We start from the raw sequence: 24,451 nt of genomic DNA, 5'->3' as shown, positions 1-24,451 counted from the left end.
TTATTTTTCTAACTTTTGCTTCTCTGCCGCTCGGGGAACGACGACCTGAAGCGCTCCCGGTCTGATGCGATATTCCAATGGTATGTCGAGCTTTTCGATTTCTCCATCGGCCGACACGCGAACTCGCCGGCCCGAGGTGATGATCCGCAGCGCCGTGGTTTCCAAGGCATCGAAATCTTTTTCGTCGCGCAGTTTCCCGAACAACGCTCGCAACGCAAACCAGATCAGCTTGACGCGCCCGATATCGCGCGTGAGGTAGACGGACAATACGCCGGCATCGAGGCGATCGCGCTGACCGACTCGAAGCCCTTCGATCAGGTAGCGATTGTTGCCGATGAAGACGAGCGGGGTCTTACGTGAGATCTGCTTTCCGTCGATCGTGATCGCGACCTTCACGAATGGGTAACGGCCGAGCACAGTCAGACTAGCGAGGGCGAAAGCCGACCATTTCGAACGACCTAGGCTCTGCCGTTGCTCGCGCTCGCGCACTAGCGTCGGATAGAGTCCGAGGCTGGAGTTGTTGACGAACACCCGACCGTTGACCTCGCCGACATCCACCGACCGTACGTCGCCGTCGACGATCGTCTTCACGGCCCGTTCGATATCGAGCGGGATGCCGAGATCTTTGGCGAAATGATTTAACGTGCCGAGCGGCAACACGCCGAGCGCGACCTCGGTATCGACGACCACGGACGCGATGGCGTTGATCGTTCCGTCTCCCCCGGCGGCGACGAGCGTCCGGCACCCCTCGGCGACGGCTTCCCGCGCGCGTGTGATCAGCGACGCGCCGTTTTCCACGAGTATGATCTTGGCTTGAGCACCGTACTTCGCAAAGTGCGCTTGCAGAGTCATTTCCAACTCCACGCGTTTCGACGTGCCCGACGAGGCATTGGAGATGACGGTGATCGGTAGTCGCGTCATGCTTCGTTCTCGCTCCGATCGGCGCGGCTTCGTACGGCGCGAACCATCGCATCGGCCGTTTCGCGACCGAAGCGTTTCTGCAGTCGACGGATGAAAGGGTAAGCGAGCTTAGCCAAGAGATGCCGTGGTCGCGAGAACGCGACGACATCGTACCATACGGAGCCGTCGGCGAGTTGTTCGACGAGAAAGCGTTCTTCCCCTTGTTCGGCATGGCCCGGGAGCGTTCCATAGGCGAAGCCGAAACGGTGCGGCTCGTCGATCACGTAGACGATGCGCGCCGTATGGGCCGACCAAAGGCCGAGCGCTCGCGCTACGACGACGGCGATGCGTCCTGTTTCGATCGGAAGGTCCGGTTGCCAAACGCTCAACCAACCTAGCTCGAAGTGGCGCCAAGCGCGAAGAGCCTGAATTGCCGAGCGATAATCATGGTCCCCCAGGCCGATGTTGCGCCGGGTCCGATCGACGTTGTAGCCTGCGTGAAGTACTACGGTCGCGGTCGCGCCGACGTCGGTATACGTGAAATCGAGCCCGACTTGCGTGTCGACGAAGCGGCGGAGAGCGGCATCGGTCGGTCGACGAAAGGTAAACACTGCATCCTCGTATACTTGGCTGGAGTGCCGCATTCTAAGCGAAGCGGGGATGTTCGCCGATCGCTTTCTATTTTTCACACGCCAGGAGCATGGCCGCCAACGGCTCAGGGTCGGCGAGCCGATGATCGGTGCCGACTTCATGCAGGGCCGAATCCGGTAGATTGCTCTTACGAATCAGTTCTTCGCTCTCCGCGAAAGGAATGACTTCGTCTTGGCGCGAATGCAGCACGACGCTGCCGGGCGGGATCGTCGTCGCGACGCCCCAGCGCTTCCAAGCCGGACACAGCAGTACGAGCCGCGCGCCGTCGCTACGGATGTTCATCGCCACGGCACCACCGCGCGACGAGCCGACCACGACGTCGGGCCGATGCCGATCGAATGCTTCTTGCGCGATCGTCAGCGCGGCGGCGAAGTCTTCGTCGGGGAGTTTCGGATTGATGACCTCATGGCCGTGTCGAGCCAGGTAGCTTGGTTTCACACCACCCACGACCGATTGCCAACCGTGAAGAAATAAGATTTTCATCCGTCCAGCCATTCTCGAACGATTTCTTCGACTTGTTCGTTTTCCAAAGTTTCGTGCGCGAGCAGATGATCGGCCAAGGCCGCGAGAGGCGACCAGAGATCGTCGTGCTTCAGTCGATGGTAGAGCTTCACGGATACGTCTTCGAGGTACGCCAGCCGACGGCGCTCGTCGGCATGGAGCGCTAGAGCGGCGGTCCACGCTTCGTTCCAATCGGCGGCCCACTCAGCGACATGGCCGGGATGATACGGCTCGCCGGTGTAAATCATTTCGGCGACCGGTCCGGCAAGGCTTACTTGAACGGCCTTCTTGGCGAACTCCTTGTCGCCGTCTCGCGAACGCCGCCACAAGACTTGCGTATCCCCTTGGCGCTCCGGCCCGTCGTCGCGGTCGGGCTCGATCGTGACAAGCCGAACTTCGCCGCCGAGCACGAATGCCATGAGCGCGTGGCCTGCTTCGTGGTAAGCGACGATCTCGGACATGCAGACGCTCAGGAATCAAAGGAATGGGGCGACGACTTAACGATAACCGATTCGGTTCTCGCCGTCGTCCGATTGCCGTGTGCCCGATTGACACCCTCTGCTCGGCTCGCAAGACTGACATACTTACTTATAACTTCCTTATAAACTTTGCAACGACAGGCCCGGTTCCCATGTCCGCCGATTCCGGTTCTTCCGCCGCAAAGCTCGACGTCGCCGGTCTACGAACCGTGATCGTCGGCAAGCTGGCGGGCATGACGAAATCGGCGGCGCGCAAGCTGCTTGTCGCGCGCGGGGCGGTCGTCGTCGACGAGTTGGATGCGGAAGTGCGGCTTATCGTCGTCGGCGAGCAAGATCTTCCGCCGTCCGATCTGGCGGAGCGCATCGAACAAACCTCGCCGCAACCGACGGCCGTGCGGGTCGTGAGCGAAACGGAATTGTGGGAAGCGCTCGGAGTCGTCGAACCGCGGCAACAAGTGCATCGACTCTACACGCCGGCGATGCTGGCCGAATTGCTCGGAGTACCGGCGACGGTGGTTCGTCGCTGGCATCGGCGAGGGCTGATCATACCGGCACGCGAAGTGCGCCAGTTGCCGTACTTTGATTTTTGCGAAGTGCAAACGGCAAGGCGACTCACGCAATTGCTCGCAGGCGGGGCCTCGCCGAAGACGATCGAAAAGCAATTGACCGCGCTCGGGAGATTGCTTCCAACAGTCGAGCGGCCGCTGGCGCAGCTTTCGATCATCGTCGAAGGAGAAGCGTTGCTTCTTCGTCAAGGAGATGGCTTGCTCGAAGCAGGGGGTCAGTATCGTTTCGATTTCGGCACGGCCGATGAACTGCATTCCACTTCGCCAAGCGAGTCGGTCTCTGATGTCGCTCCGGCGCCGTTGCCGGATTTGTCCGGCGATCTTGCGCCGCCTCGTTCCGCGAAGCGGCTTTGTCAAACGGCAGTCGAGCTGGAAGAGATGGGCCGCTTAGCGGAAGCCGCCGATCTTTATCGCGCGGCGCTCGCGACCGGCGGCCTCAACGCCGAAATTTGTTTCGCGTTGGCCGACGTCCTCTATCGGCTCGGCGATCTCGGCGGTGCGCGCGAGCGCTACTTCACGGCCGTGGAGTTGAACGAAGATTATGTCGAGGCCCGAGCGAATCTCGGCTGCCTGCTCGTCGAAGAAAAACGCTTCGACTTAGCGATCGCGGCCTTTCAAGGAGCGTTGCGCTATCACGACGATTACGCCGATGTGCATTATCATTTGGCTCGGGCGCTCGACGAGGTGGGCCTAAGTGCCGAGGCCGAAGTGCATTGGAGGGCTTTCCTCGCCCTCGTTCCGGAAAGCCCCTGGGCCGAAAATGCGCGACGACGCATCGGCATCGCTGCGGTTGCCGAGGCCGACTCCGAAAGCGGCGAGACTTAGCCGCTAGAGCGTCCGGTTACGACTATCGGAAGCGGCACGGTCGACCTCTGGCCTCAGGGTCGGCCCGGTCGGTAAAGTCGACTGCGAAAAACCATGGATTACGCGTAGAAAGAAGCTCGGGCGAGCAAACTTCATCTTGCAAAGATGCGTAATTCAAATAGGTTACAGTGTTACGAATGGAGTTCCTCTGCGCGCTTTGCGTCAACAGAGGTTCATGCCTGGGCCCTGTCGCACGCACGATGAATAAACTTTTATACGATTACGATCTGAATGCAACGACGTGGGTTTATCTCGCGTCGCTGCTTTCGATCGCCATCTTCTTTAAGTTCAATCGCTTTTGGAGCGTGCGCAATCTCGACCTCATCGGACTGATCTCATACGCGCCGGGCCTGCTGCTCATTGCGCGCAAGGAGCCGGAGCTTCAGCAACTCGGCTATGTTTGGCTGTTCGTCGTCGGCGGACTGTTTCTCATTCGCATCTTGCTCGATCCGACGATGGTGCGCCGCCCGTTGTTGGAAACGAATCTCTCGCCCGGCGGCATGACGTTTCTCGGCATCTCGCTGTTCGTATTTTTGATGGTGAACGTGCTCATCTACACGCCGACCGAGCGAGATCTTGCGGCCGCGCGACAAGTCGACCGTGCGCTGGCACTGAACGACGACGAACCGGCCGACCCTTCGCAAGCGGCTGCCAGCGAAGCCGCCGATGTAACGGTGCGCAACCGACCCGGCTTCTTCTTAATGATGTGGCTGCCGAGCGTATCGACGTCAGCCATTATGGATGCCAACGCCACGACCGCAAGCGATGTGAACTCGACGCCGAAAGTGAGTCGCCAGACGAAGCAGATCGCGGCTTCGCGCACCACGGCGATCTTGTCGCACATGGCGGTCGTCGTCGGCTTAGTCTTGATCGGCGTGCGGCACTTCGACAACGTACGAACCGGCATCTCGGCCGCAACGCTCTATCTACTACTCCCATACACGGCACAACTGACGGGCCATGTCGACCATGTGCTGCCGGCGGCGTTGCTGGTGTGGGCGATCTTGGCGTATCACGATCCGTTGATCGCAGGCGTCTTGATCGGCTTAGCGTCGGGCGTGATTTACTATCCGCTTTTCTTGCTCCCGCTGTGGTGCGGCTTTTATTGGCGCAAAGGAATGTTTCGCTTTCTCGGCGGCTTCACGATCAGTTGGGCCGTGTTGATCGGCATCATGGCGTTTCTGCTCCAGGATACGCATGCGTTTCTGGATAGCCTCAAAGAGCTCTTCGGCTGGACGAACTTGATCGGTGCGAAAACCGAAACGGGCTTTTGGTCGTTCAGCGATGCCTCGGCGCCGTATCGCATTCCGGTGATGTTCGCCTTCTTAGTGCTCAGCGCCGGCTTTGCGTTGTGGCCTGCCCAGAAGAACCTGGGAACGCTCATCAGTTGCTCGGCCGCGGTCATGCTTGCCACGCAGTTCTGGCATCTCGACGGCGGCGGCGCTTACATGGCGTGGTATCTGCCGTTGCTGCTGCTCACGGTCTTTCGCCCGAACCTGGAAGACCGCGTAGCGACGAGCGCCTTGAATGAAGGCTGGTTCTCGAAGCGCCGCTGGCAATTGCGAACCCGCGCAGCGTAGCGGCTCGATCACTTTCCATGCCGCAACGCATGAGCCGATGCACGTCATGATCGACGCTCAAGAAAAGCCTTGCCGATCGATCGCTACTTGGCGCACGGACGAAAGCTTTCGACGGAACCTGTTCGTCCCTATTCGGCTGCTTTTAGCGTTGGCCGTCATTCTCAGCCATTCGTTTCTTTTGGTCGACGGCGATGAGGCCGACGAACCACTATGGAAGTTGACGGGTACCACGATCGGGACCGTGGTAGTCGATTTGTTTCTCATCATCAGCGGCTTCTTGGTGAGCCATAGCCTGGTGAAGAGTAAAACGATCAAAGAGTTCATCCTCAAGAGGGTTCTGCGAGTCTATCCCGCATTCTTAATTTTGTCGGCTATTCAAGCTTTCGTCCTAGCACCCCTGGCAAGCGAGATGCCGTTCACGGGCTATAGCGCGCGGCAGTGGGGAATCATCGCTTTTAACATGATCGATCTCGTCGGATATGGATTTCCTTACGGCGGGCTGCTTTCGACGTTTGAAAACAATCCTTATCCGGGAGTGATGAATGGTTCGCTTTGGACCATTCGTTATGAATTCGTTTGCTATGTGTTTTTGGCGATGGCGGCTAAGTCGCTGCGGAAGATCTCCGTTTGCATCGCGGTTTTCACTCTCTTATGGCTGTGGTATTTCAGCGGATTTCGTCTTTCCTCTCATTGGATCGTCACGGCGATCATCGGCGATGTTTTCTACTTGCCGAGGTTCTTCACGTTTTTCATGGCTGGAGTCTTATTCCATCGCCTCCGCAACCGCATTCCTTATAGCAACATCTTGGCTGCGGTTGGAGCGGCCACGATCGTGGGCGTCGCCGTGGTTCGTCCTGATATTTTGGAACCGGTGCTTTCGATTGCAGGGACGTATTTGCTATTGTGGATCGCCTATCAGCCCGAGCTTGTTCGATTGTTAGGAGATGTAAAGGCTGACTATTCCTACGGCGTCTATCTGTATGGATTTCCAGTCCAACAATCGCTTCTGCTTTGGGCGTCGCCCTATGTGGCGTTCGGACCTTACGGCTTGACGGTGTGTGCGTCGGCGATCGCCTTGGTGTTAGGTGCCGCAAGTTGGCATGGCGTCGAGAAGTGGTTTGTTGCAATGAAGCAGCGAAATAGTTCAGCGAGCCATTGATCTAGGTGAGCTGTCGGGTGCGCTAAACCGCTTTTGCTGCTTTGCCGGCGTTGCCGCGATGTGGAGGGATGGGAGTTCCGGACGTTGAGCCGGATGTGGACCGACTCGCTCCCCAAGCCACTTCGCATCTCCATTGCCGCTGTGCCGTAGATTCCCTATGCTCCGCCGCGATACCGGTCGGGAGAGCCGAATCCGTTTGATCGGTGTTTACGTCGCGGCGTTTTGCTGAGGCCGTTCGGTCGCGTGCGCCGATGTTATTCCTGTTTGGGCGGAAAATGACCTAGGCTGCGTCATGCGAAGCAGACGATCCGTGGCTTCCGCTAGACACCATGAGGTCGGTCCCGGTGCAAACATCGGCAATTAACTACGGCATGATCGAACGGCTCCGTTCTTCTCTTGTAGGATTTTCGTCAATGAATCGTCGCTGGTTACTTACTTGCCTCATCGCGTGTTGCGCCGTCGGTCTGCAGACGGCCGAATCGCAAGCACAAGTTCATGTCGATTTCCTTTTCGGCAACGGTTACGGGCATGGCTACCATCATCATCACCATCGTCCGTATTATGGCTATTGGGGGGACTATTACTGGTATGCTCCCCCCGTGCGCTACGTTCCTGTGGCACCGCAACCGGTCGTCTACGTGCCGACTCCGGTAAGTGCGAGCGTTCCCGTCGCCGTTCCGACCGCGGCTGCTCCGGCACCCACGCAGGCCCCGAGCTTGCAGACCGCGGCGGCACCGAACCTTCGTTCCAACGCGGTGCCCGCTGCATCCTCGATTCGCGAGACGTCTACTCGGGAGTCGGCTCGGGAAACCGTGAAGGTCGTCAACCCGTCGAGCTCGGGCGGGCAGGTCTCGTTTATCGTCGATAATTCTCGAGAAGTGACGTTGGCGCCGGGAGAGAGCAAGTCGTTGAACGATGGAGACGGCACTACCGTCGAGTTCGATCGAGGCGAAACCTACGGCACCACGCGCGTCGTGCTGACGGAAGGAACGTACGAGTTCGTCGTCACATCGTCGGGCTGGGATCTGCAACGGCAATCGTCCGTCGCGGCCAACAGTTCGCTCAAGCCCGTGGTCCGACGCAACACGTTGCCGACGACGCAACGCTGATCACCGATTGTGCGATCGTCTTCCAACGTCCGACGATGCGATTTCTCGTCACCGCGACGACCTAGTCCGTATAAGGGACGTTGTCGGATTCGTAGACTCGATTCTTAACGCTCTTCGGCGCCGGCTTCGGCGTGCAAAAGTCCGATACCTTTTGCATCCAACTACGTGAGGTCGGCTGAGCCTGAGGAGTTGGAACGACCTCGCCGCCGGGGCCGACTTCTCGTTCGATCGGCGGCAGCGGAACGAACGCCGACGGCGGAGTCGCCACCGCGGTCGGTGCGCTGGCCTTACAACCGAGGAATGCAACACAAACGCAGCCGAGAGCGGCGAAACGCAAGGTTGTCTTCATCAGAGGCAACTCCTTAACGATGGAAACCAATCGCTCGAATAGCGTCCGTGCGGCAAATCGGCCGCGACAACGACGCTTCTCAGAGCGCGCGACGAACCGACGCGTTCCTCGCTACGGTAACCGTCGTCACGGTCGAAGCCGAGGATTTAAAGATTCCGCCTAAAACATCCGACAGGGGCGGAATAACGGCAGATAGTCAGGATGCAACGCTAGCATTTTCGTGCTGCGGCAGTCATTGAATCTCAACGTCGACGGAGCGAAGCGCGAGTCAACTTCTCCGCACGTCCAACAGCCGCATCTTCTTTTGCCCGGCGTACCATTGCTTCCAGGCTTGGACGTCGAAACGATAGTTCACCTTATTGCCGACGACCGAAACGAGCGACTCCAGCACTCCCTGGTTTTGCTTTTCGTCAGTCACAACGCGCGTGCTCGAGCCTGTGCTGAGCCCGGCCCCGCCGCTCCCTTGACCGGCGCTCAGACCTCCGCCGGGATTACCCGTAGTGATCGAGTATTTGTGCTTCGTCACCAAGGCATCGATGAGCGGCGCGATGCTGCGTGGATCTTTGAAGCGCGACAAAGCAACTCCCGCACGATTGACGATTTCGTTGTCGGCGCTATGCAATTGCTGAATGTAATAATCGACGAAGCTTTTCTGCGGCGATGCGGCCAGCAAGTCGAGCGCGGTCAGGCGGATCTCTTCGGAGTCGTCGTTCAACGATCGTTCGGCCAGGATCATCTCCGCCGCACCGGTGCCGATCTTCGCCAACGCGCGCACGTAGAGCTTACGCGTCACGGCGTCGTCTTCCTTATCCATAAATTGCTTCAACGCGGGCACGGCCGCAGGGTCGACGATGTTGACGATGCCGTCGACGGCAGCTTGCGAACCGGTGCCGCCGAGCTTGTCGCGCAAGCGTTTCAAATTGCCGAACCAGGCTTGCTTGGCCTGTTCGTTCTTTTGCTTGCTTTCGATGATCTCGATCTCTTGCGGATAACGCCACTGACCTTTGTATTGCACTTTGCCGAGCGACGAGAGGTGCTCCGCGCGCGTTCGCCACTGTCCTTGCAAGCGGTTGTATCCGAGCGCCGCCCGAGCGTTCTCGTGATTGGGCTCGAGCTCGATGACGCGCTCGAGATGGCTCTTGCGCAAGTCGGTGAGCTTTTTCTCCTTACACCACTCGGCCAGCGCCCATTGGCCGGCGGAAGTGTCGGGATACTGATGCCGCACGATTTCATACTCCGTTTCAGCCGGAGAGCGACGTACGACATCTTGCACTTGCTCGCGATCGAAGGTGACGACACCCCCTCCGCTGAAGAGCTTCACTTCGTAAGTCAATCGGGGCGATTGGTCGGCGTTGAGAAATTCGCCGCTGATCCGACCACCGCTCGCGAGCACGAACTCATCTGCCGAAGCAACCGTTGCGAACGAGCAGAACGGCGCAGCTGCCGCGAAGAGCGCCGCGAGAGAAATGTTGGCGATGTGAGATCGGGTAATCATGCGTGAAGACCGCTGAACGAGGCTTCTCGGTAATGTCGGCCGCCGCTAGTTTGTTTCTTGCGTCGTTATCAATAGTATACTTGTCGTTTCCGAGTAGGAGCAACGGAGGTCGCCGTACGATCACGATTTCGGCGAGTTCGAGCGTTTTTCGCCGCCGAAACGACCGAGATCGATCGCTAAAAACCCTTCACATAGGATCGAAGTCATGAGCTTATCGTCGGACAAGCATCACGCCGATGCGCCCCGTTCCGTCGCGTGCGCCGTGATTACGGTCAGCGATACGCGGACCCTTGCCGATGATACCGGCGGCCAAACCGTGATCGATTTTCTGACCGCCGACGGACACCAAGTCGCGGCGCGCGAGATCGTGCCAGACGAGCCGGAGCGGATACGTGCGCTGTTGGCGGCGTTCGTCGATCGGTCCGACATCGATGCCGTGCTGCTTACCGGAGGGACCGGCATCAGCAGTCGCGATCGAACTTTCGAAACGGTCGCCGCCTTACTGACCAAGCCGCTGCCGGGCTACGGCGAGATCTTCCGCATGCTGAGCTATCAAGAGATCGGCGCTGCCGGAATGCTGAGCCGTGCGATCGGCGGCGTGATCGAGCGAACCATCGTGCTCACGATGCCCGGCTCACCGGCAGGCGTGCGCCTGGCGATGGAGAAGCTTATCGTGCCTGAGCTGGGGCACTTGGTGCGCGAAGCAACGCGATAACGGTCCCGCTTGCTTCGCTGCCGGCTGTGCAAGCCTATGCGACTCGCTTGCGCATATCTTCGCGCGGTTTGCGTGATTCTTCGCTGCCGGAATATTCGATAACTCTTCTATATTCGGAGCGGCTCTGCGCGCCGACGTGGAGAGTCGCGAAGCATCGTGCCGACGGAGCGAGCCTTATGAAGCGTCAGATCATCGTCATGCTGCCGGTCTTCGCGGTGATCGGCGGTTGGCTGCTGCTTCAGAAATACGAGATAGACGGCCTCAACGGCTTGCGGCTCAAGCCGCGCGGCGCCGATACGGCAGTCGCGACGAAAGGGACGCTTCCGCCGGTGCGCCCCGGCGATACCGTACGCATTGCGTCGTTCAACATCCAAGTGTTCGGCGAACACAAGCTTGCCGACGCGCGCACGACCGACGCCCTCGTACGCATTATTCGCAAGTTCGACGTCATCGCGATCCAAGAAATTCGCGCGAAAGATCCAAATTTCATGGCCCGCTTCATGCAACTCGTGAACGCCGGCGGCTTTCAATACGACTGCGTGATCGGGCCGCGACTCGGACGGACGGACAGCAAGGAACAGTACGCTTATCTGTTCGATCTGACGCGCATCGAGATCGATCGCACCTCGATTTACACGATCAGCGATCCCGACGATTTATTGCATCGTGAGCCGCTGGTTGCCGGGTTTCGTGCGCGAGGCGCGCCGCAACAAGAAGCGTTTACATTCGCATTGGTCGATATTCATACCGATCCCGACGAGACGGACGGCGAACTCAACGCGCTCGACGATGTGTTTCGCGCCGTGCGCAACGACGGCCGCGGCGAAGACGACGTGATCTTGCTCGGCGACCTTAACGTCGATGAATCGCATCTCGGTCAACTCGGTGCGTTGCCGTATATCAACTACGTCGTGTCGGGCGTGCCGACGAACACGCGTGGGGATCACACTTACGACAACATCGTGTTCGATCGACGAGCGACGACGGAATACACCGGCTCGGCAGGCGTGCTGGATGTGATGCGCGAATTCAACCTTACGCTGGATCAAGCGCTGCTCGTGTCGGATCATCTGCCCGTGTGGGCCGAATTCTCGGTTTACGAAGGAGGCCGGCCCGGCAACGTCGCGGTGAATCCGCAAGCGCCGGTGGAAGTGGGCCGGTAGGAGGCTCGCTTCAAAAGGTCTGACGTTTGCGAGTCGTCGCTTCGGTCCGCGCTTGTCGCATCGCGCATTTCCAGACGGTATTCGTTGGAAAATGAGCCGCCGTTTCCGCTAAGATCCCTTTCGCAACGCAGCGGTATTCGCAGAGCCTGATCGCCAGGTATCTCTTGAAGCCCTCGTCGAGATTCATTCTCGCCGAGGGCTTTTTCGTTGCGCCTTGAAGTGGTCGCAAGTCTCGACAAGCAAAGGAATCGGCCATGCCGGAAGTACCCGCGATTCACGAATTCAGTTCCTTAACCGCGACTGCGGTTCTCGGTTGGTACGCGTGGCACACGGCTTGTCATACGATTCCCAACCTCGTCAGCGCGTTTCGCGACGAGATGGCCGCGATGCGTGCCGAGTGCGGCTTCGAGCGCGAGTTGCTCTACGCGGAGCTGGCCGCCGAGCGACGTCAGCAGCATGCCGATCACGGCCTCGTCATCGAGGCGCTGGGCGAACTTTCGCGCCGTATTCCCTGATATCCAGCGACCAAATCACGACTTTGAAATCATTTATAGCTCCGAAAGGAACGACTCCGATGTCTCTTCCGCTTGTCGTACGCGGCCTCGCTTGGGAACGACTCGGCCGACTGCGCGACGTCTTAGAACTTCTTGCGGCGGTGCGCGATCTCGATGCGCCGCTCGACTCGCCGGAGCAATTTCGCAAGCTGATCGCACTCGTCGTTCGGCTCGGCGGATTGTTCGGCATCGACGACGCTTGGGTCGAACGCTTGAACACCATCTTGACCGACGACGATCTCGTGCAAGTCGTGTTGGCGATCGTGCATTACGTGCTTCATCGGACGAGCCGAGATGCAGGCGACCGTGCGATTCTCACGCAATCGATCGATCGGCAAAGCTACATCGATTGGTTGCCGATCGTCGTCGAACTCATTCGTATCGTGCGACAGATTCGAGGTGCGCTATGAGCGTGCGCCGTCGCGATCGAGGACTCGAACGACCGATTCGTTACCGATTGCCCCCGTTTCGCGTAACGGCGGCCTATACGCAGCTGTCGGAGACGATCGACTGGGGATTGGCGATGTACCATGTGCCCGACCATTGGCGCGAAACGGCCGGTCGCGATGTCCGTGTGGCCGTGCTCGATACAGGCCTCGAACTAACCCATCCGGATTTGCGCGGCGCGGTCGATGAAGTGCGCGATTTTACCGGCAGCCGTTTCGGGGCGGAAGATCGAGTCGGCCATGGTACGCACACGGCCGGCACGATCGGAGCGCGGCGCAACGATGTTGGAGTGATCGGTGTCGCTCCGGAATGTCGTCTGCTGATCGGCAAAGTTCTCGGCGACGACGGTAGCGGCAGCGACGACGTCGTCGCCGCGGGCATCGATTGGGCGGCTCAAGCGGGAGCCGATGTGATCTCGATGAGCCTCGGTTCACCCGTGGCGAGTTCCGCGATCGAAGACGCCGTACGCCGCGCCGTCGCAGCGGGCAAATTCATCGTCTGTGCCGCGGGCAACGACGGTCGCCTGAATTCGGTGAACTACCCGGCAAAGTTCGACGACACCGTGGCCGTCGGGGCCGTCGACCGCGACGGACGCATTTGCGATTTTTCCAGCCGAGGCGACGAGGTCGATCTCTGCGCACCGGGCCAAGACGTGCTGTCGACTTACTTGCGCGGCGGTTACGCCAAGCTTTCGGGCACAAGCATGGCGACGCCCTTCGTGAGCGGCGTCGTCGCATTGCTGTTGGCGAAGCATCGCGCATACGGCGGTACGACTCCCGTCGAAACTCCGGCGCAATTGATCGAGCATCTCCAGCGAACGGCGATCGATGCCGGTCCGCAAGGGCGTGATCCTGCTTACGGGTTCGGGCTGATCGATCCCGATGCCGTTTTGCAAGACACGCCGACGACGATCGCGCCGATGCCGAGCCCGGTGGTCGATGGACCGAATAACGAGCGTTTCGAGCTAGGGCCTCTCTCGATCAACGGTCGCCTCGGCACGCTTGTGTTCGTACCTCGCGATGCGTAATCAAGCTTGCAAACGAATCCCTCAAACGGCGAATAAATGATGCGCAAAAAGGAACGACCAGTGAGTGGATGGATGCTGATGATCGCCGCAGCGCTACCGTCGTTTTCAGGACCGGCAAGCGAATTGGAAGCGGCCGTGCATGATCTTGAAACGCGTGTCGTTGATGAGCAACGACCGTATGTTCGCTATCTATCATTTTACAACTTTCCGATCGAGGAGCGATCGGAAGCGGCGAACGTCGCGTCGTTCGTGCTCAATAGCGTGAGCCGTGTCGATGTTCTCGTGCGGCCCGTGGCGGTGCCGGATACGGAGCATCGCCTGTGGCGCATCTCGCTTGCCGACTATGGATTGCCCGCCGAGGTTTGGGAATTCCTCGCTTCGCACGATCCCTATTGGCATTTGCGCAGCCAAGTCGTTCCACCGATATCGATCGAAACCACCTCGACCGTACGAAAAGCAAACGAGGCGAAGTCGATCGCACCGGTCGTTAAGACCGTGTTTACCGACGGCGGTTGGATCGATCTTCATTCGGCTGCGCGTCTGCGCGAGCTATCGCAAAGCGGCGGTGCCGTTTTGCGAGGCGACTATTTTCTCGTTAAGGCAACCACGACGCTCGACGATGGCGTCTATTACGAGTTGGCCGGCATCGCCGACGACGAAGCGACGTTCTTCAAGTCCCTCGGTCTCGATATCGAACAGATCGATCGTCTGAAAGCCGACGAAGGGGCCAACGTCATTCGCTCGCTCGTCACCTTCAAGCCGCGGCGAATCGTGCGTCGTCAAGGTCCGCTCGGCGGTGCGTGGCATACTTACGACACTGCCGCAGCGACGCCGGAAAGAGATCCGATTCGCAATCCTTTTTCATTCGTTTACGATGCCGGAGAACATATCGTTGCCAAGCGAAACGGATTGCATCTCTATGCATTGTTCGATGCGCAAGGCAAGCGCCAAGCGGCGGTGCCCGACGTCATTGCGAAAGACTCGAGCGACGGACACGGCTCGGGAATCGTCGTGCCGATGATTTCATGCGTTCGCTGTCATATCGAAGGAGGCCTACGCCCCATCGTGAACGATCAGCGGCGGCTACTCGATGCCGGCGTCGAACTATTCGTCGAACGCCCGAAAGACGCACAGCGCCTGGCATCGTTCTATCTCAGCGATTTGGAAAAGAAGTTGACGCGCGATCGTGAAGACTTGGCGACGGCGACCGCTGCGGCGACCGGCGGAATGACGCCGATCGCCGTGTCGGCCGGACTCGCCAGGATCGTACGTGCGTTTCAAGACGAGTTGCTCGACGCATCGAGCGCGGCGCTGGAATTGGGAGTTTCCAAGGATACCGTCGTGGCTGCGTTTCGTGTCTCGCACGATCCTATTTTGCTCGCGATTGCGGCCGGTATCGGCGTCTCGCGAAAACAATGGGAAGCGAGTTTCGGCGAGGGTGCGTTACTGGTGAAAGAAACGCGACGTTAACAAAGAAAACCGCCTCAAGACCGAACGCTCTATCGGAAGGAATTTCAACGATGATTCGAAAACAACCGCTTGTGAAAATCGCGCTGGTCGCCATCGCCGCGATATTCGTTCGGCACATCGCAACGGCTTCGGAAACGAACGCGAATTCTTCGACTGGGCTCGTGATTGCGCCGTTTGCGATTCCCGTAGCTGTGCCGGTCGCCGTCGTACAACGACCGACCCTCTTTTACGGCATGGGAACGTACGCACCGCAAACGGCATCTGCGGCCAGCCCATCGAGCGCACGACCGGCGATCACCGAAGATACACTTCGATCGGAAGTCACCACCATCCTTCGGCAACATTGCATCGAATGCCATCGAGGTTCGTTAGCCCAAGGTGATTTGTCGTTGTTCGATGTCGATAGTCGCTTGCTCGAAAAACTTCCACGCCATCTCGTTCTCGAGCAAACGACGAGCGCCGAAGGAAAGCTTCCCGCAATGCCTCCGGGCGCGCGCGTGCGATTGACGAGCGAAGAGCAAGAGTTGATCCGCCGCTGGGCCAAGTTGCCGAAGCGGCTGAGTTATTGAAACGATTCCAAGGTGTCGATCGAGAAGTCTACTTCAGGAGGTGTTCGATCATGCGGTTCATTCGGCTTTGTTCGCTGCTGTGTTGTGCGTTGGGTGTTTTTGCGATCTCCGGGAATGAGTTGCGGGCTTGCAATCCGCAACTGGTCGTGTCGCAAGCTTCGGTCGGATTCGCCGCCGTACCGACAGCCGTGGTTTCGCCGTTCGTCGTGACGGCGCAGCCCCAGTTCGTCGCCGTGCAGTCGGTAGTTGCGCAACCGATCGCCGTGCAAACATTTGCGGTTCAGGCATTCGCCACTCCGGTGATCGTGCAACAACAGGTGGTGCGTCAGCGAGTTCAAGTGCTTCGCTCGTCGCGAGTCGTCGTTCGGAACGTGCATTGCCGTTAGCCGACGCGCAGACGGCAACGAGCAATCGGCAAGTTGGGCCGAGTCGATTCTCGGCCCAACTTGGTTTTTAACGAACTAGAAACATTTATTGCGAGGCGTATGCATGCCACCGATCCGAGACCGAGTGCGTGAATTGCGGCGAGTCCGCGCGAGCGAACTACGCTCGAACCCGCGCAACTGGCGCAAGCATCCCGACGCACAACAAGCGGCCTTGCGCGGCGTGCTCGACGAGATCGGATTCGCGGGAGCTCTCATAGCACGCGAGTGCGAAGACGGGCGACTGGAGTTGATCGACGGCCATTTGCGCGTCTCGACGCTCCCTGATACCGAAGTACCTGTGCTCGTCGTCGATCTTTCCGCGGCCGAGGCGGAACTTTTGCTCGCGGTTCATGATCCCTTGGCGGCGATGGCCGAGACCGATGCTGACGTGCTGCGCGACATTCTCTCGACGATCGAGATCCGAAACGAAGCCGTCTCCGACATGCTCGACGAAGTTCTTAGGGAATCTCAATCGCTACGCTTGGAACTCGATTCCCCCGATCGTAACGCGACGACCGAGGTTACGGCACGGACGTCGCTCGAGCTGCGTGATTCATTCCAGGTGTTGGTCGAATGCGCAGATGAGACGGAACAACGCTTGGTTTACGAACGACTTTCACAAGAAGGTCGTAAGTGCCGTGTCCTGACGTTGTAATTCGTTCGCGAAGCTTCGTGTCGGCCGGATGGATTTAGATCATTAAGGAGACGCGTCATGGTGCGAGTTGCCGTAGATGTCAGTTGCCCGATACGCCGGTCGTTTCGCGTCGAGCAAGTCGCCGGGATGTTCGACGTGCCGCTCGCAGAAAAGCTTTCGGAACGCTTCGACGTCGAACTACCAGATGAAGGCGAGGAGTGGGACATCGGTCTCATCGTAGGACCGTCGGGCTCCGGCAAGAGCACGATCGCGCGCCATCGATTCCCAGCCGAACTCTATAAAAACGGCGATTGGCCCCGCGACCGAGCGGTGATCGACTTTTTCGATGCATTGCCGATCAAGCAAGCCACCGGCCTGTTGACCGCCGTCGGATTCGGATCGCCTCCCTCTTGGATCAAGCCGTACGACGTCCTCAGCGGCGGCGAGAAGTTTCGTTGCGACTTGGCACGCGCTTTGGCCGTGGGTCGTCATTCCTCCACAGACTCGAACATCTCCGAAGATTCGAAGAGTCGCCCGCTGGTAGTGTTCGACGAATTCACGAGCCTGGTCGATCGCAATGCGGCCCAATTCGGCTCGGCCGCCATCGTCAAAGCGATTCGATCGAGTCAGGTCGCTTGTCGATTCATTGCCGTGACGTGTCACTACGACGTCGAGCCTTGGCTCGAACCGGATTGGACGCTCGACATGGCAACGGGCACGCTCCATCGGAGGCGTCTTCGGCGACCGGCGATCCGTCTCGAAGTCCGACGCTGTCCCTTGGAAGCTTGGCGATTGTTTGCGCGTCATCACTATTTGAACGGCCGACTGAGTTGGGGTGCTCGATGCTACGCGGCTTTTTGGAACGGAGTGCCGACGGCGTTGTGTGCCGTGCTGCCGATGTTTGCGACGCGCGGTCGTTGGCGAATCACTCGACTGGTAACCCTGCCCGACTATCAAGGCCTGGGGATCGGCACTCGGCTTGCCGAAGCGGTCGGCGATCTCTATTTGGCCGACGGCAAACGATTCGGCATCACGACGGCCCATCCCTCACTCTTGACGCATTGCCGCCGGTCGCCGCGCTGGCGCTTGAATCGGATCGTGCGCTGCGGAACTCGCAGAAACGATCGTGCGACGAGCAACTATCGTGGTGCCGCCGGTCGCGCCGTAGCGTCGTTTGAGTTGCTGTCGGAAGAAAGGACCATGCTATGAACACTCGCTCCGACGACGACACGCCGCTTCCGGTTCCCACGAAACGGGCAAGCAGGATCTCGCCCAAATTAGATGCCCGAAAGAAGGAGGAGATTTGCGCGATCGTCAGGATCGGGTGTATGCGGAGTCGCGCGGCCGCTTATGTCGGCTGTTCGATGAACGCGATCGCTACCACTGCGCGGCGCGATCCCGCGTTTGCCGATGCATTACGAAAAGCCGAAGCGGAACGAGAGCTCACGTTAGTTCGAAAGATTCAGGAAGCGGCGGGCGAAAAGAACGGCTGGAAGGCGGCTGCTTGGTTGCTGGAACGGCGTTATCCAGATCGCTACGCGGCACGCCGCGCCGCAACGATGACCCGCGAGCAGGTCGGAATCGTGTTGAATCAGTTTGCCGAAATACTGTGCCGCGGCATCAGTAATCGAAACGATCGACTAAAGGTCGGCGCGCACTTGCTACGGCTGACGGAGTCGCTGAGCGGCGATGCCGCCGGAGAACAAGGTCGATGACCAGGCGGCGTCATTTAGAAAGCACGACGCTCGATCTAGCCGGACTCGAGTTGGCCGGCGCATCGAAGTTGCTCGGCGTCATTGCTTGCGCCGTCGATCTGTTGAAGCCCGACGATATGGCCGTCGAAGATTCGACGACGCTCGATCTCTTGGCTTGGGGACGTCGCTACTTGCCGCACTACTTCACACGCGAGCCGTCGATCATGCATCGAACCTTGACGACACGCTTGGCGGAAGCCGAGCGGACGCGCGGCGTGAAGTTGAATGTGATCGGCCCCCGCGGCGGAGCGAAATCAACGGTCGGCACGCTGGCGTGGGTGTTGCGTTCGATCGTCACGGAGCGCGAGCCTTATGTTTGGATCGTCTCCGACACTCGAAACCAAGCGGCTAATCATTTGGAGAACGTCAAAAAAGAACTGACCGACAATTCGAAACTCGCCTCGGACTACTCCCAAGCTTGCGGACGTGGCCCGATATGGCGTTCTAATTTCATCGAGCTACGCAACGGCACGGTCGTCGAAGCGTTCGGCACGGGCGTGCGTATGCGAGGGCGACGGCGCGGCGAACATCGCCCGACGCTCATTATCTGCGACGATCTTCAGAACGACTCGCACATCGAGTCGGCACGACAGAGAGAACTGTCGACTCGTTGGTTTCACGGCACATTACTCAAGGCCGGCACTCGCAGAACCAACGTGCTGAATCTCGCGACCGCTCTGCATCGCGATGCGTTGGCAATGCAGCTGCATCGCACGCCGGGCTGGATCTCGCAAATCTTCCCGGCGGTGTTGCGCTGGCCCGATGCGATGGACCTATGGGATCGCTGGGAAAAACTTTATTCCGAGATCGGCGATGCCGACGCTCGCGGCAAGGCCCAATGTTTTTACGAAGCACACCGCACGGCAATGGATGCCGGGGCCGAGTTGCTGTGGGCGGAGGAAGAAGATCTCTACGCGCTGATGTGCATGCGCATCGAAAGCGGCAAGACGGCGTTTGAGCGTGAAAAGCAGGGGTCGCCGATCAATCCTGAACTTTGCGAGTGGCCGGAAGATTATTTCCTCCACGACGATTTCTGGTTCGACGATTGGCCCGAGAACCTTATCGTCAGGACGATGGCGCTCGACCCCAGCAAAGGGGCCGACGCCCGCCATGGCGATTACTCCGCGATCGTCATGCTAGGCATCGATCCGATGGGCCGCGTCTTCGTCGAGGCCGATCTCGCCCGCCGCCCGATACCACAGATGGTCGCCGATAGTTGCACGTGGCATGCGCAGTTCGGGCCCGACGCATTCGGAGTCGAAGCGAATCATTTTCAGGAATTGTTGGGAGACGAATTGGTGCGCGAGGCGCAACGACAAGGACGATACGACTTCGCACCTTGGAGCATTTCGAATACCGCGCCGAAAAGGGTACGGATTCGTCGCTTATCTCCCTTGCTCGCACAACGACGTCTCGCATTTCGCAGTAACTCCTCAGGCACACGATTGCTCGTCGATCAGCTTCGCGATTTTCCTTGTGGTGACCACGACGATGGGCCCGACGCGCTGGAGATGGCCTTGCGGCTGGCGCAAGAATCGTTGGTAGATCACGAATCGAAACCGGCATGACGATGCGAGCCGGAAGCAATCGACGGATGAAATGATGAGCGAGCTTCATTTTCGACAACCAACGGCAACGGAGACTTAAGCATGACGACTTCCAACAAAGCTTCCTATTCGGCAGGATTCGAGCAGCGACTCGCCGAGGCATTCGATGATCTTTGGTCGGGCGTCGTCGATCGCAACGAGCCGCTATTCGACGACGGCGACGGTGCTGCCTGGATGATGCTCGGTGCGAAGGGGGGGCCTGCGGGTAGCGTAATGCCGGGCTTCGCCGACGAACATCAACTGGCGGCGATACGCAACGAGTGTCGCGCGCTGGCGCTGTCGAACGAGTTCGCGGTCAACGGGCATGAAAACCGCGTAAGTTACATCGTCGGCAGCGGGCACACTTACCGTGCGACCGGAAAAAAGCATCGCAGCACGCCGCCCGAGTTGGTAGCCGACGTGCAGAGTTTGCTGGACGAGTTCGTGCGCGTCAATCGATGGCATCGACGACAGCAAGAAATCGTGTTGCGAAACGATCGCGACGGCGAATCATTCTTGCGCTATTTCGTCGGCTCCGGAGGGATGACCTTCGTGCGCTTCGTGGAGCCCGGCCAAGTCTATGCCCCGGCGGAAGCGGTTCGCGATCCGTCCCTTTCCTACGGCATCGCCACGGATCATGACGATGTCGAAACGGTCCACGCCTACTATATCGACGGCGTGCCGGTCGATGCCGATGAGATTCAGCATCGCAAGTCGAACGTCGATGCAAACGTCAAGCGAGGGTTGCCGCTCTATTATCCCGTGCGAAAGAATTTGCGACGAGCCGAGAAGCTGTTGCGCAACATGAGCACCGTGGCGGAGATTCAATCCGCGATCGCCTTGATTCGGAAACATCGGACGGCTACCCGAACTGCGGTGCAGCAATATGTGGCGGCTCAGCCGGATTCGGTGACTGCTTCCGGCAGCGCTCGTCCTACGACGATGCGCCGCTTCGCGCCCGGCACGATTCTCGACACCTATGGGAATGTCGATTACGACTTTCCGGCATCGGCGCTCGATGCTTCGAGCTATGTCGCGATCTTGCAAGCAGAGTTGCGGGCCATCGCGGCTAGGTTGGTGATGCCGGAGTTCATGTTGTCGTCCGATGCCTCGAATGCGAACTACGCTTCGACGTTCGTCGCCGAATCTCCTGCATTACGGATGTTCGAGCGATTACAGGCGGAACAAATTGGCGACGATCGAGAAGTATTGCGCCGCGTCGTGCGGAATGCGATCGGCGCAGGACGGCTTCCTTCCGAGACATTGAACCTAGTCGAGATTCAGATTGAGCCCCCTTCGCTCGCCATGCGCGACGTCAAAAGTGAGGCCGATGTGCGAGCCGTCGAATACAAGCACGGTATTCTATCTCCGCAAACGTGGTGTTTGCTCAGCGGGCTCGACTACGATCAGGAACAGACGAATTTGCGCGACCACACACGGCGACAATCGGCAGCGCCGAATGACGCGGATGTGTAAATATTTTATTTCACGAGCGTCCTACAAACCGATGTTGAGTTACTTTTTCTATCCTCTAAAATACGAACCATGTTAACCGCCTCCCATTCAACCGCGAATTCAGTAAAGCTGACGCGATCGACGGCTGCGTTGGAGGAGCTCTTAAAACAGGCCCTACAACGAGGCTTCCACGGTACTGTGCGGCTGGAGATCAGCGTGCAAGACGGCACAATCCAACACATTCGCAAAGGAATCGAACAACTCGAAAAGTAAACGTCCGAGCAGTCCATGTCGTATTTAACAACACGACGCGCTGCACCCTAAACGTTAACTCTTGTTAACGGGTATCTTACTGAGCCTTTACCGGTATCACGCGAGCCCGTCGTCGACCGCATCGTTCGGTCGACGACGGGCTTTTTTCGTTTGTCGACGAAAGGAAATCGAAATGGAAGAGACTTTGTTGGAGTATGCGGATAGTCGAGGTGCGGCACTGTCCGTCGATCGCGAAGCAGGCGTTATTCGCGGGGTGAAAATCCTCGGGTCTGAGTCGCGTAACGGGCGGTCGTATCCTCACGATACGTTGGTTCGAGCTCGCGAGCTGTACGAAGGGGCTAAGGTGAATGTGAATCACCCGAAAGGAAGCCCGCTCGGCCCACGCGACTATCAAGACCGGATCGGATTGATCCGCAACGTGAGCGTAGTCGGTGACTCCGGCTTATATGGCGACTTACATTTCAACCCGCGACACGGCATGGCCGGGCAGTTGGAATGGGACGCTCGGCATGCTCCGGAGAACGTCGGGCTCTCGCACAACGTCATGGCCCGTACGTCGCGACGTGACGAACAAGTGGTCGTCGAAGCGATCACACGTGTCGTCAGCGTCGACCTCGTGGCCGATCCCGCCTCGACGCATGGTCTCTACGAGCAAGTTGCGGAGATCGATGCGGTTCAGGCTCGTGAAGCCGACTGGACTCGCGTAACGCTCGAACAACTCCGGGCAGCGCGACCGGATTTGCTTGAGCAAAACGTTGCCGAGGAGCGAGCGGAGATTCTGCGGCTTAAAGCGGAGATCGCCAATCTGCGTACGTCGCCGGTTCGCGAAGAAGCCGACGCTGCTCAACCGAGGATTCGCGCTCGCGATCAACATTCCGTCGATCAAAGCACTCACGGACGACATCGACCGATCGAAGACGCCGACTCGTTCGTGAAGGCGATTTCGCACAAGACTTAACCGGCGAAGAATGCCGAAAGAATCTCGAACTCATTCCTACGATTCAATCATTTATTTTGGAGCAGCACGATGGCAGATGTCATGCGATGGCGGTACGGCGAAACGAATCCCGTGGTTCTTCCGGTCGACTCGGCGACCGTGATCGAGATCGGCGACTTGGTGTATCTCGACACCGACGATGCGAAGCCGGCCGCATCGCAGGCCGACCAAAGTACCGAAAGCGCGAACCAAGCGTTGTTTCACACGAAGTTCGCCGGCGTGGCGATGCAACGGTCGCGATCGGGCGACACCGATCCGATTCGCGTAGCGACGACCGGCGTCTTCGAATTCGTCACTCCGTCCGGCACACGCGAAGTGGGGGCGTTGCTCGGCGTCGACGAAGCCGCTTCCGGAACCGTTTTGGAAAATCAACGTATCGACGGCGTAGCGGGAGCCCATTTGGCGATCGGGCGTTGTGCGCGACGCGTCAATCCGGCCGACGTAAAAGTGCTGGTGGATATCGTCAGCACCGTGATGTACGGCGGCGTGCAATCGGCGATCACGTCGTAGTCGGCGTTCGTATCGATACATCATTCTTCCAACTTATCCCTGAGAAAGTAAAGACACATGATCAAATACCGTGAATTGAAGCGGCGCTACGAACTCGATGGAGCGCAAAAGACGGTCGAGCATCTATCCGAAGCGTTGCGCGAGAAGAAACTGCGGCCCGAGGATTTTAGTCTTCGCGACTTGGCCGAAGGACTGGTGCCCGACGGTCATGAATGGGTTCGGTTGCTCGACCCTCGCGCCTCGGGCGGAGTGAACATTCTTGAATCGGGCCAAGGAGTCGACGTTACCGCCTTTCTCAATATCGCAGGGCAAGTCGTCTACTCGAAGATCATGGAGGCCTATACGCAAGAAGCCTTCGTCGTCTCGAAGCTCGTCGATACGATTCCGACGCGCCTCGATGGGGAGAAGATTCCCGGCGTGACGGTTCCGGCCGATGGCGCCGATGCGATTCGTCCGGGCATGCCTTATCCGAACGTCGGCTTCGGCGAAGACTATATCGAAACTCCCTCGACGACGAAGCACGGCCTGATCGTGCCGGTGACGCGCGAAGCGATCTTCTTCGATCGGACGAACTTGGTGTTGAGTCGTGCGGCGGAAGTCGGCGAGATTCTCGGGTTGAACAAGGAGAAGCGGCTCATCGATATCTTGATCGGTGCAACGAACAACTACAAATGGCGCGGCACGAACTATTCGACCTATCTCACCTCCGGATCTTGGGTGAACGTCAAATCGGCGAACGAGCTCGTCGATTGGCGCAACGTCGATGCCGCCGAAAACCTCTTTGCGGACATTCTCGATCCACATACGGGCGAACCGGTCCTCGTAACCGCCGACACGGTGCTCGTGATGCCGGCATATCGGCATGCGGCACATCGCGTATTTAACGCAGCCGAGATCGATTACAGCACCGAGGCCACGACCACGCGCGTCGCCAATCCGCTGAGCAAGTACCGCGTCGCCGATAGCCGCTTGGCGTATCGCCGGATTATTGCGGCGGGCACCGCGGCGGAAGATGCCAAGAAGTGGTGGTTCCTCGGCGATTTCAAGAAGGCCTTCGCCTACATGGAGAACTGGCCGATCACCGTCACGCAATCGGCTCCGAACAGCGATGCGGAATTCAACAACGACATCGTCGTTCGATTCAAAGCCAGCGAACGTGGTGCGGCTGCGGTGCTGAACCCACGCTGCGTCGTGAAGAGCTTCGACGAATAACGGTGTC

Annotated in this window: 27 protein-coding genes; 21 read left to right on the top strand and 6 right to left on the bottom strand. The window is 58.8% G+C overall.

Annotated features, from left to right (window positions below):
• The 4 genes from K8U03_06795 to K8U03_06780 all read right to left on the bottom strand — a co-directional run bounded on the left by K8U03_06795 (position 1) and on the right by K8U03_06780 (position 2,513).
• Entirely contained in the window at positions 1-921 is a 921-nt protein-coding gene (locus K8U03_06795; protein ID MCE9604599.1) for a diacylglycerol kinase family lipid kinase, read from the bottom strand.
• A complete protein-coding gene (locus K8U03_06790; GenBank protein ID MCE9604598.1) occupies positions 918-1,511 on the bottom strand; it encodes a DUF1990 domain-containing protein in 594 nt (197 codons plus the stop codon). Before K8U03_06790 ends, K8U03_06795 begins: the two co-directional genes overlap by 4 nt.
• 67 nt (positions 1,512-1,578) lie before the next feature.
• Entirely contained in the window at positions 1,579-2,034 is a 456-nt protein-coding gene (locus K8U03_06785; protein ID MCE9604597.1) for an alpha/beta hydrolase, read from the bottom strand.
• Positions 2,031-2,513 carry a hypothetical protein gene (locus tag K8U03_06780; protein MCE9604596.1) on the bottom strand — a complete coding sequence of 161 codons (483 nt, stop codon included), beginning with the start codon at positions 2,511-2,513 and terminating at the stop codon, positions 2,031-2,033. The genes K8U03_06785 and K8U03_06780 overlap by 4 nt, the downstream gene beginning before the upstream one ends.
• A 170-nt stretch (positions 2,514-2,683) precedes the next feature.
• On the opposite strand from K8U03_06780, the gene K8U03_06775 reads away from it, so the two are divergent.
• The 4 genes from K8U03_06775 (at position 2,684) to K8U03_06760 (ending at position 7,809) form a co-directional block, all read left to right on the top strand.
• On the top strand, positions 2,684-3,922 hold the full coding sequence (locus K8U03_06775) for a tetratricopeptide repeat protein (protein ID MCE9604595.1): 1,239 nt from the start codon (positions 2,684-2,686) through the stop codon (positions 3,920-3,922).
• Positions 3,923-4,161: 239 nt separating this feature from the next.
• Complete coding sequence (locus K8U03_06770; protein ID MCE9604594.1) at positions 4,162-5,541, top strand: hypothetical protein; 1,380 nt, start codon at positions 4,162-4,164, stop codon at positions 5,539-5,541.
• Positions 5,542-5,689: 148 nt separating this feature from the next.
• A complete protein-coding gene (locus K8U03_06765) occupies positions 5,690-6,700 on the top strand; it encodes an acyltransferase (protein MCE9604593.1) in 1,011 nt (336 codons plus the stop codon).
• A 413-nt stretch (positions 6,701-7,113) separates the two neighbouring features.
• Positions 7,114-7,809, top strand: a complete 696-nt coding sequence (locus tag K8U03_06760) for a hypothetical protein (protein MCE9604592.1) — start codon at positions 7,114-7,116, stop codon at positions 7,807-7,809.
• Positions 7,810-7,870: 61 nt separating this feature from the next.
• Here the strand turns inward: K8U03_06760 and K8U03_06755 are convergent, their stop codons facing one another.
• Both K8U03_06755 and K8U03_06750 read right to left on the bottom strand, forming a co-directional pair.
• The gene (locus K8U03_06755) at positions 7,871-8,158 is read right to left on the bottom strand and encodes a hypothetical protein (GenBank protein ID MCE9604591.1); all 288 of its coding nucleotides are present in this window, start codon (positions 8,156-8,158) and stop codon (positions 7,871-7,873) included.
• A gap of 268 nt (positions 8,159-8,426) precedes the next feature.
• Positions 8,427-9,653 carry a HEAT repeat domain-containing protein gene (locus K8U03_06750; protein MCE9604590.1) on the bottom strand — a complete coding sequence of 409 codons (1,227 nt, stop codon included), beginning with the start codon at positions 9,651-9,653 and terminating at the stop codon, positions 8,427-8,429.
• A 205-nt stretch (positions 9,654-9,858) separates the two neighbouring features.
• Here K8U03_06750 and K8U03_06745 point away from each other — a divergent pair, with 205 nt between their 5' ends.
• From K8U03_06745 to K8U03_06665, 17 genes are all read left to right on the top strand, one after another.
• Positions 9,859-10,368: a MogA/MoaB family molybdenum cofactor biosynthesis protein gene (locus K8U03_06745; protein ID MCE9604589.1), complete on the top strand. Its 510-nt coding sequence runs from the start codon at positions 9,859-9,861 to the stop codon at positions 10,366-10,368.
• Positions 10,369-10,565: 197 nt separating this feature from the next.
• Positions 10,566-11,531, top strand: coding sequence for an endonuclease/exonuclease/phosphatase family protein (locus K8U03_06740; protein ID MCE9604588.1), 966 nt, complete (start codon positions 10,566-10,568; stop codon positions 11,529-11,531).
• 254 nt (positions 11,532-11,785) lie between these two features.
• Complete coding sequence (locus K8U03_06735) at positions 11,786-12,046, top strand: hypothetical protein (protein MCE9604587.1); 261 nt, start codon at positions 11,786-11,788, stop codon at positions 12,044-12,046.
• Positions 12,047-12,105: 59 nt separating this feature from the next.
• Complete coding sequence (locus K8U03_06730; GenBank protein MCE9604586.1) at positions 12,106-12,495, top strand: hypothetical protein; 390 nt, start codon at positions 12,106-12,108, stop codon at positions 12,493-12,495.
• The gene (locus K8U03_06725; GenBank protein ID MCE9604585.1) at positions 12,492-13,559 is read left to right on the top strand and encodes a S8 family peptidase; all 1,068 of its coding nucleotides are present in this window, start codon (positions 12,492-12,494) and stop codon (positions 13,557-13,559) included. Before K8U03_06730 ends, K8U03_06725 begins: the two co-directional genes overlap by 4 nt.
• 72 nt (positions 13,560-13,631) lie before the next feature.
• Positions 13,632-15,029, top strand: a complete 1,398-nt coding sequence (locus K8U03_06720; GenBank protein ID MCE9604584.1) for a hypothetical protein — start codon at positions 13,632-13,634, stop codon at positions 15,027-15,029.
• 50 nt (positions 15,030-15,079) lie between these two features.
• Complete coding sequence (locus K8U03_06715; protein MCE9604583.1) at positions 15,080-15,598, top strand: hypothetical protein; 519 nt, start codon at positions 15,080-15,082, stop codon at positions 15,596-15,598.
• A 50-nt stretch (positions 15,599-15,648) separates the two neighbouring features.
• Positions 15,649-15,984 (top strand): hypothetical protein, encoded by a 336-nt coding sequence (locus K8U03_06710; protein ID MCE9604582.1) that lies wholly within the window; start codon positions 15,649-15,651, stop codon positions 15,982-15,984.
• Between the two features lie 103 nt (positions 15,985-16,087).
• Positions 16,088-16,678 carry a hypothetical protein gene (locus K8U03_06705; GenBank protein MCE9604581.1) on the top strand — a complete coding sequence of 197 codons (591 nt, stop codon included), beginning with the start codon at positions 16,088-16,090 and terminating at the stop codon, positions 16,676-16,678.
• A gap of 57 nt (positions 16,679-16,735) precedes the next feature.
• Entirely contained in the window at positions 16,736-17,866 is a 1,131-nt protein-coding gene (locus K8U03_06700; protein ID MCE9604580.1) for an ABC transporter ATP-binding protein, read from the top strand.
• Positions 17,867-18,021: 155 nt separating this feature from the next.
• Positions 18,022-18,372, top strand: coding sequence for a hypothetical protein (locus K8U03_06695; GenBank protein ID MCE9604579.1), 351 nt, complete (start codon positions 18,022-18,024; stop codon positions 18,370-18,372).
• A complete protein-coding gene (locus K8U03_06690; GenBank protein MCE9604578.1) occupies positions 18,369-19,979 on the top strand; it encodes a hypothetical protein in 1,611 nt (536 codons plus the stop codon). The genes K8U03_06695 and K8U03_06690 overlap by 4 nt, the downstream gene beginning before the upstream one ends.
• A gap of 81 nt (positions 19,980-20,060) precedes the next feature.
• Complete coding sequence (locus K8U03_06685) at positions 20,061-21,473, top strand: phage portal protein (GenBank protein MCE9604577.1); 1,413 nt, start codon at positions 20,061-20,063, stop codon at positions 21,471-21,473.
• Positions 21,474-21,542: 69 nt separating this feature from the next.
• Positions 21,543-21,725: a hypothetical protein gene (locus tag K8U03_06680; GenBank protein ID MCE9604576.1), complete on the top strand. Its 183-nt coding sequence runs from the start codon at positions 21,543-21,545 to the stop codon at positions 21,723-21,725.
• Positions 21,726-21,897: 172 nt separating this feature from the next.
• Positions 21,898-22,683: a hypothetical protein gene (locus K8U03_06675; GenBank protein ID MCE9604575.1), complete on the top strand. Its 786-nt coding sequence runs from the start codon at positions 21,898-21,900 to the stop codon at positions 22,681-22,683.
• 69 nt (positions 22,684-22,752) lie between these two features.
• Positions 22,753-23,232: a hypothetical protein gene (locus K8U03_06670; protein MCE9604574.1), complete on the top strand. Its 480-nt coding sequence runs from the start codon at positions 22,753-22,755 to the stop codon at positions 23,230-23,232.
• A 57-nt stretch (positions 23,233-23,289) separates the two neighbouring features.
• Positions 23,290-24,444, top strand: coding sequence for a hypothetical protein (locus K8U03_06665; protein MCE9604573.1), 1,155 nt, complete (start codon positions 23,290-23,292; stop codon positions 24,442-24,444).
• Positions 24,445-24,451: the final 7 nt, after the last annotated feature.

The organism is Planctomycetia bacterium (assembly GCA_021413845.1).
In the GTDB taxonomy this organism is placed as follows: Bacteria; Planctomycetota; Planctomycetia; order Pirellulales; family PNKZ01; genus PNKZ01.
Note: the sequence above shows the minus strand (reverse complement) of the source record. Positions and strands in the feature narration are given on the sequence as shown.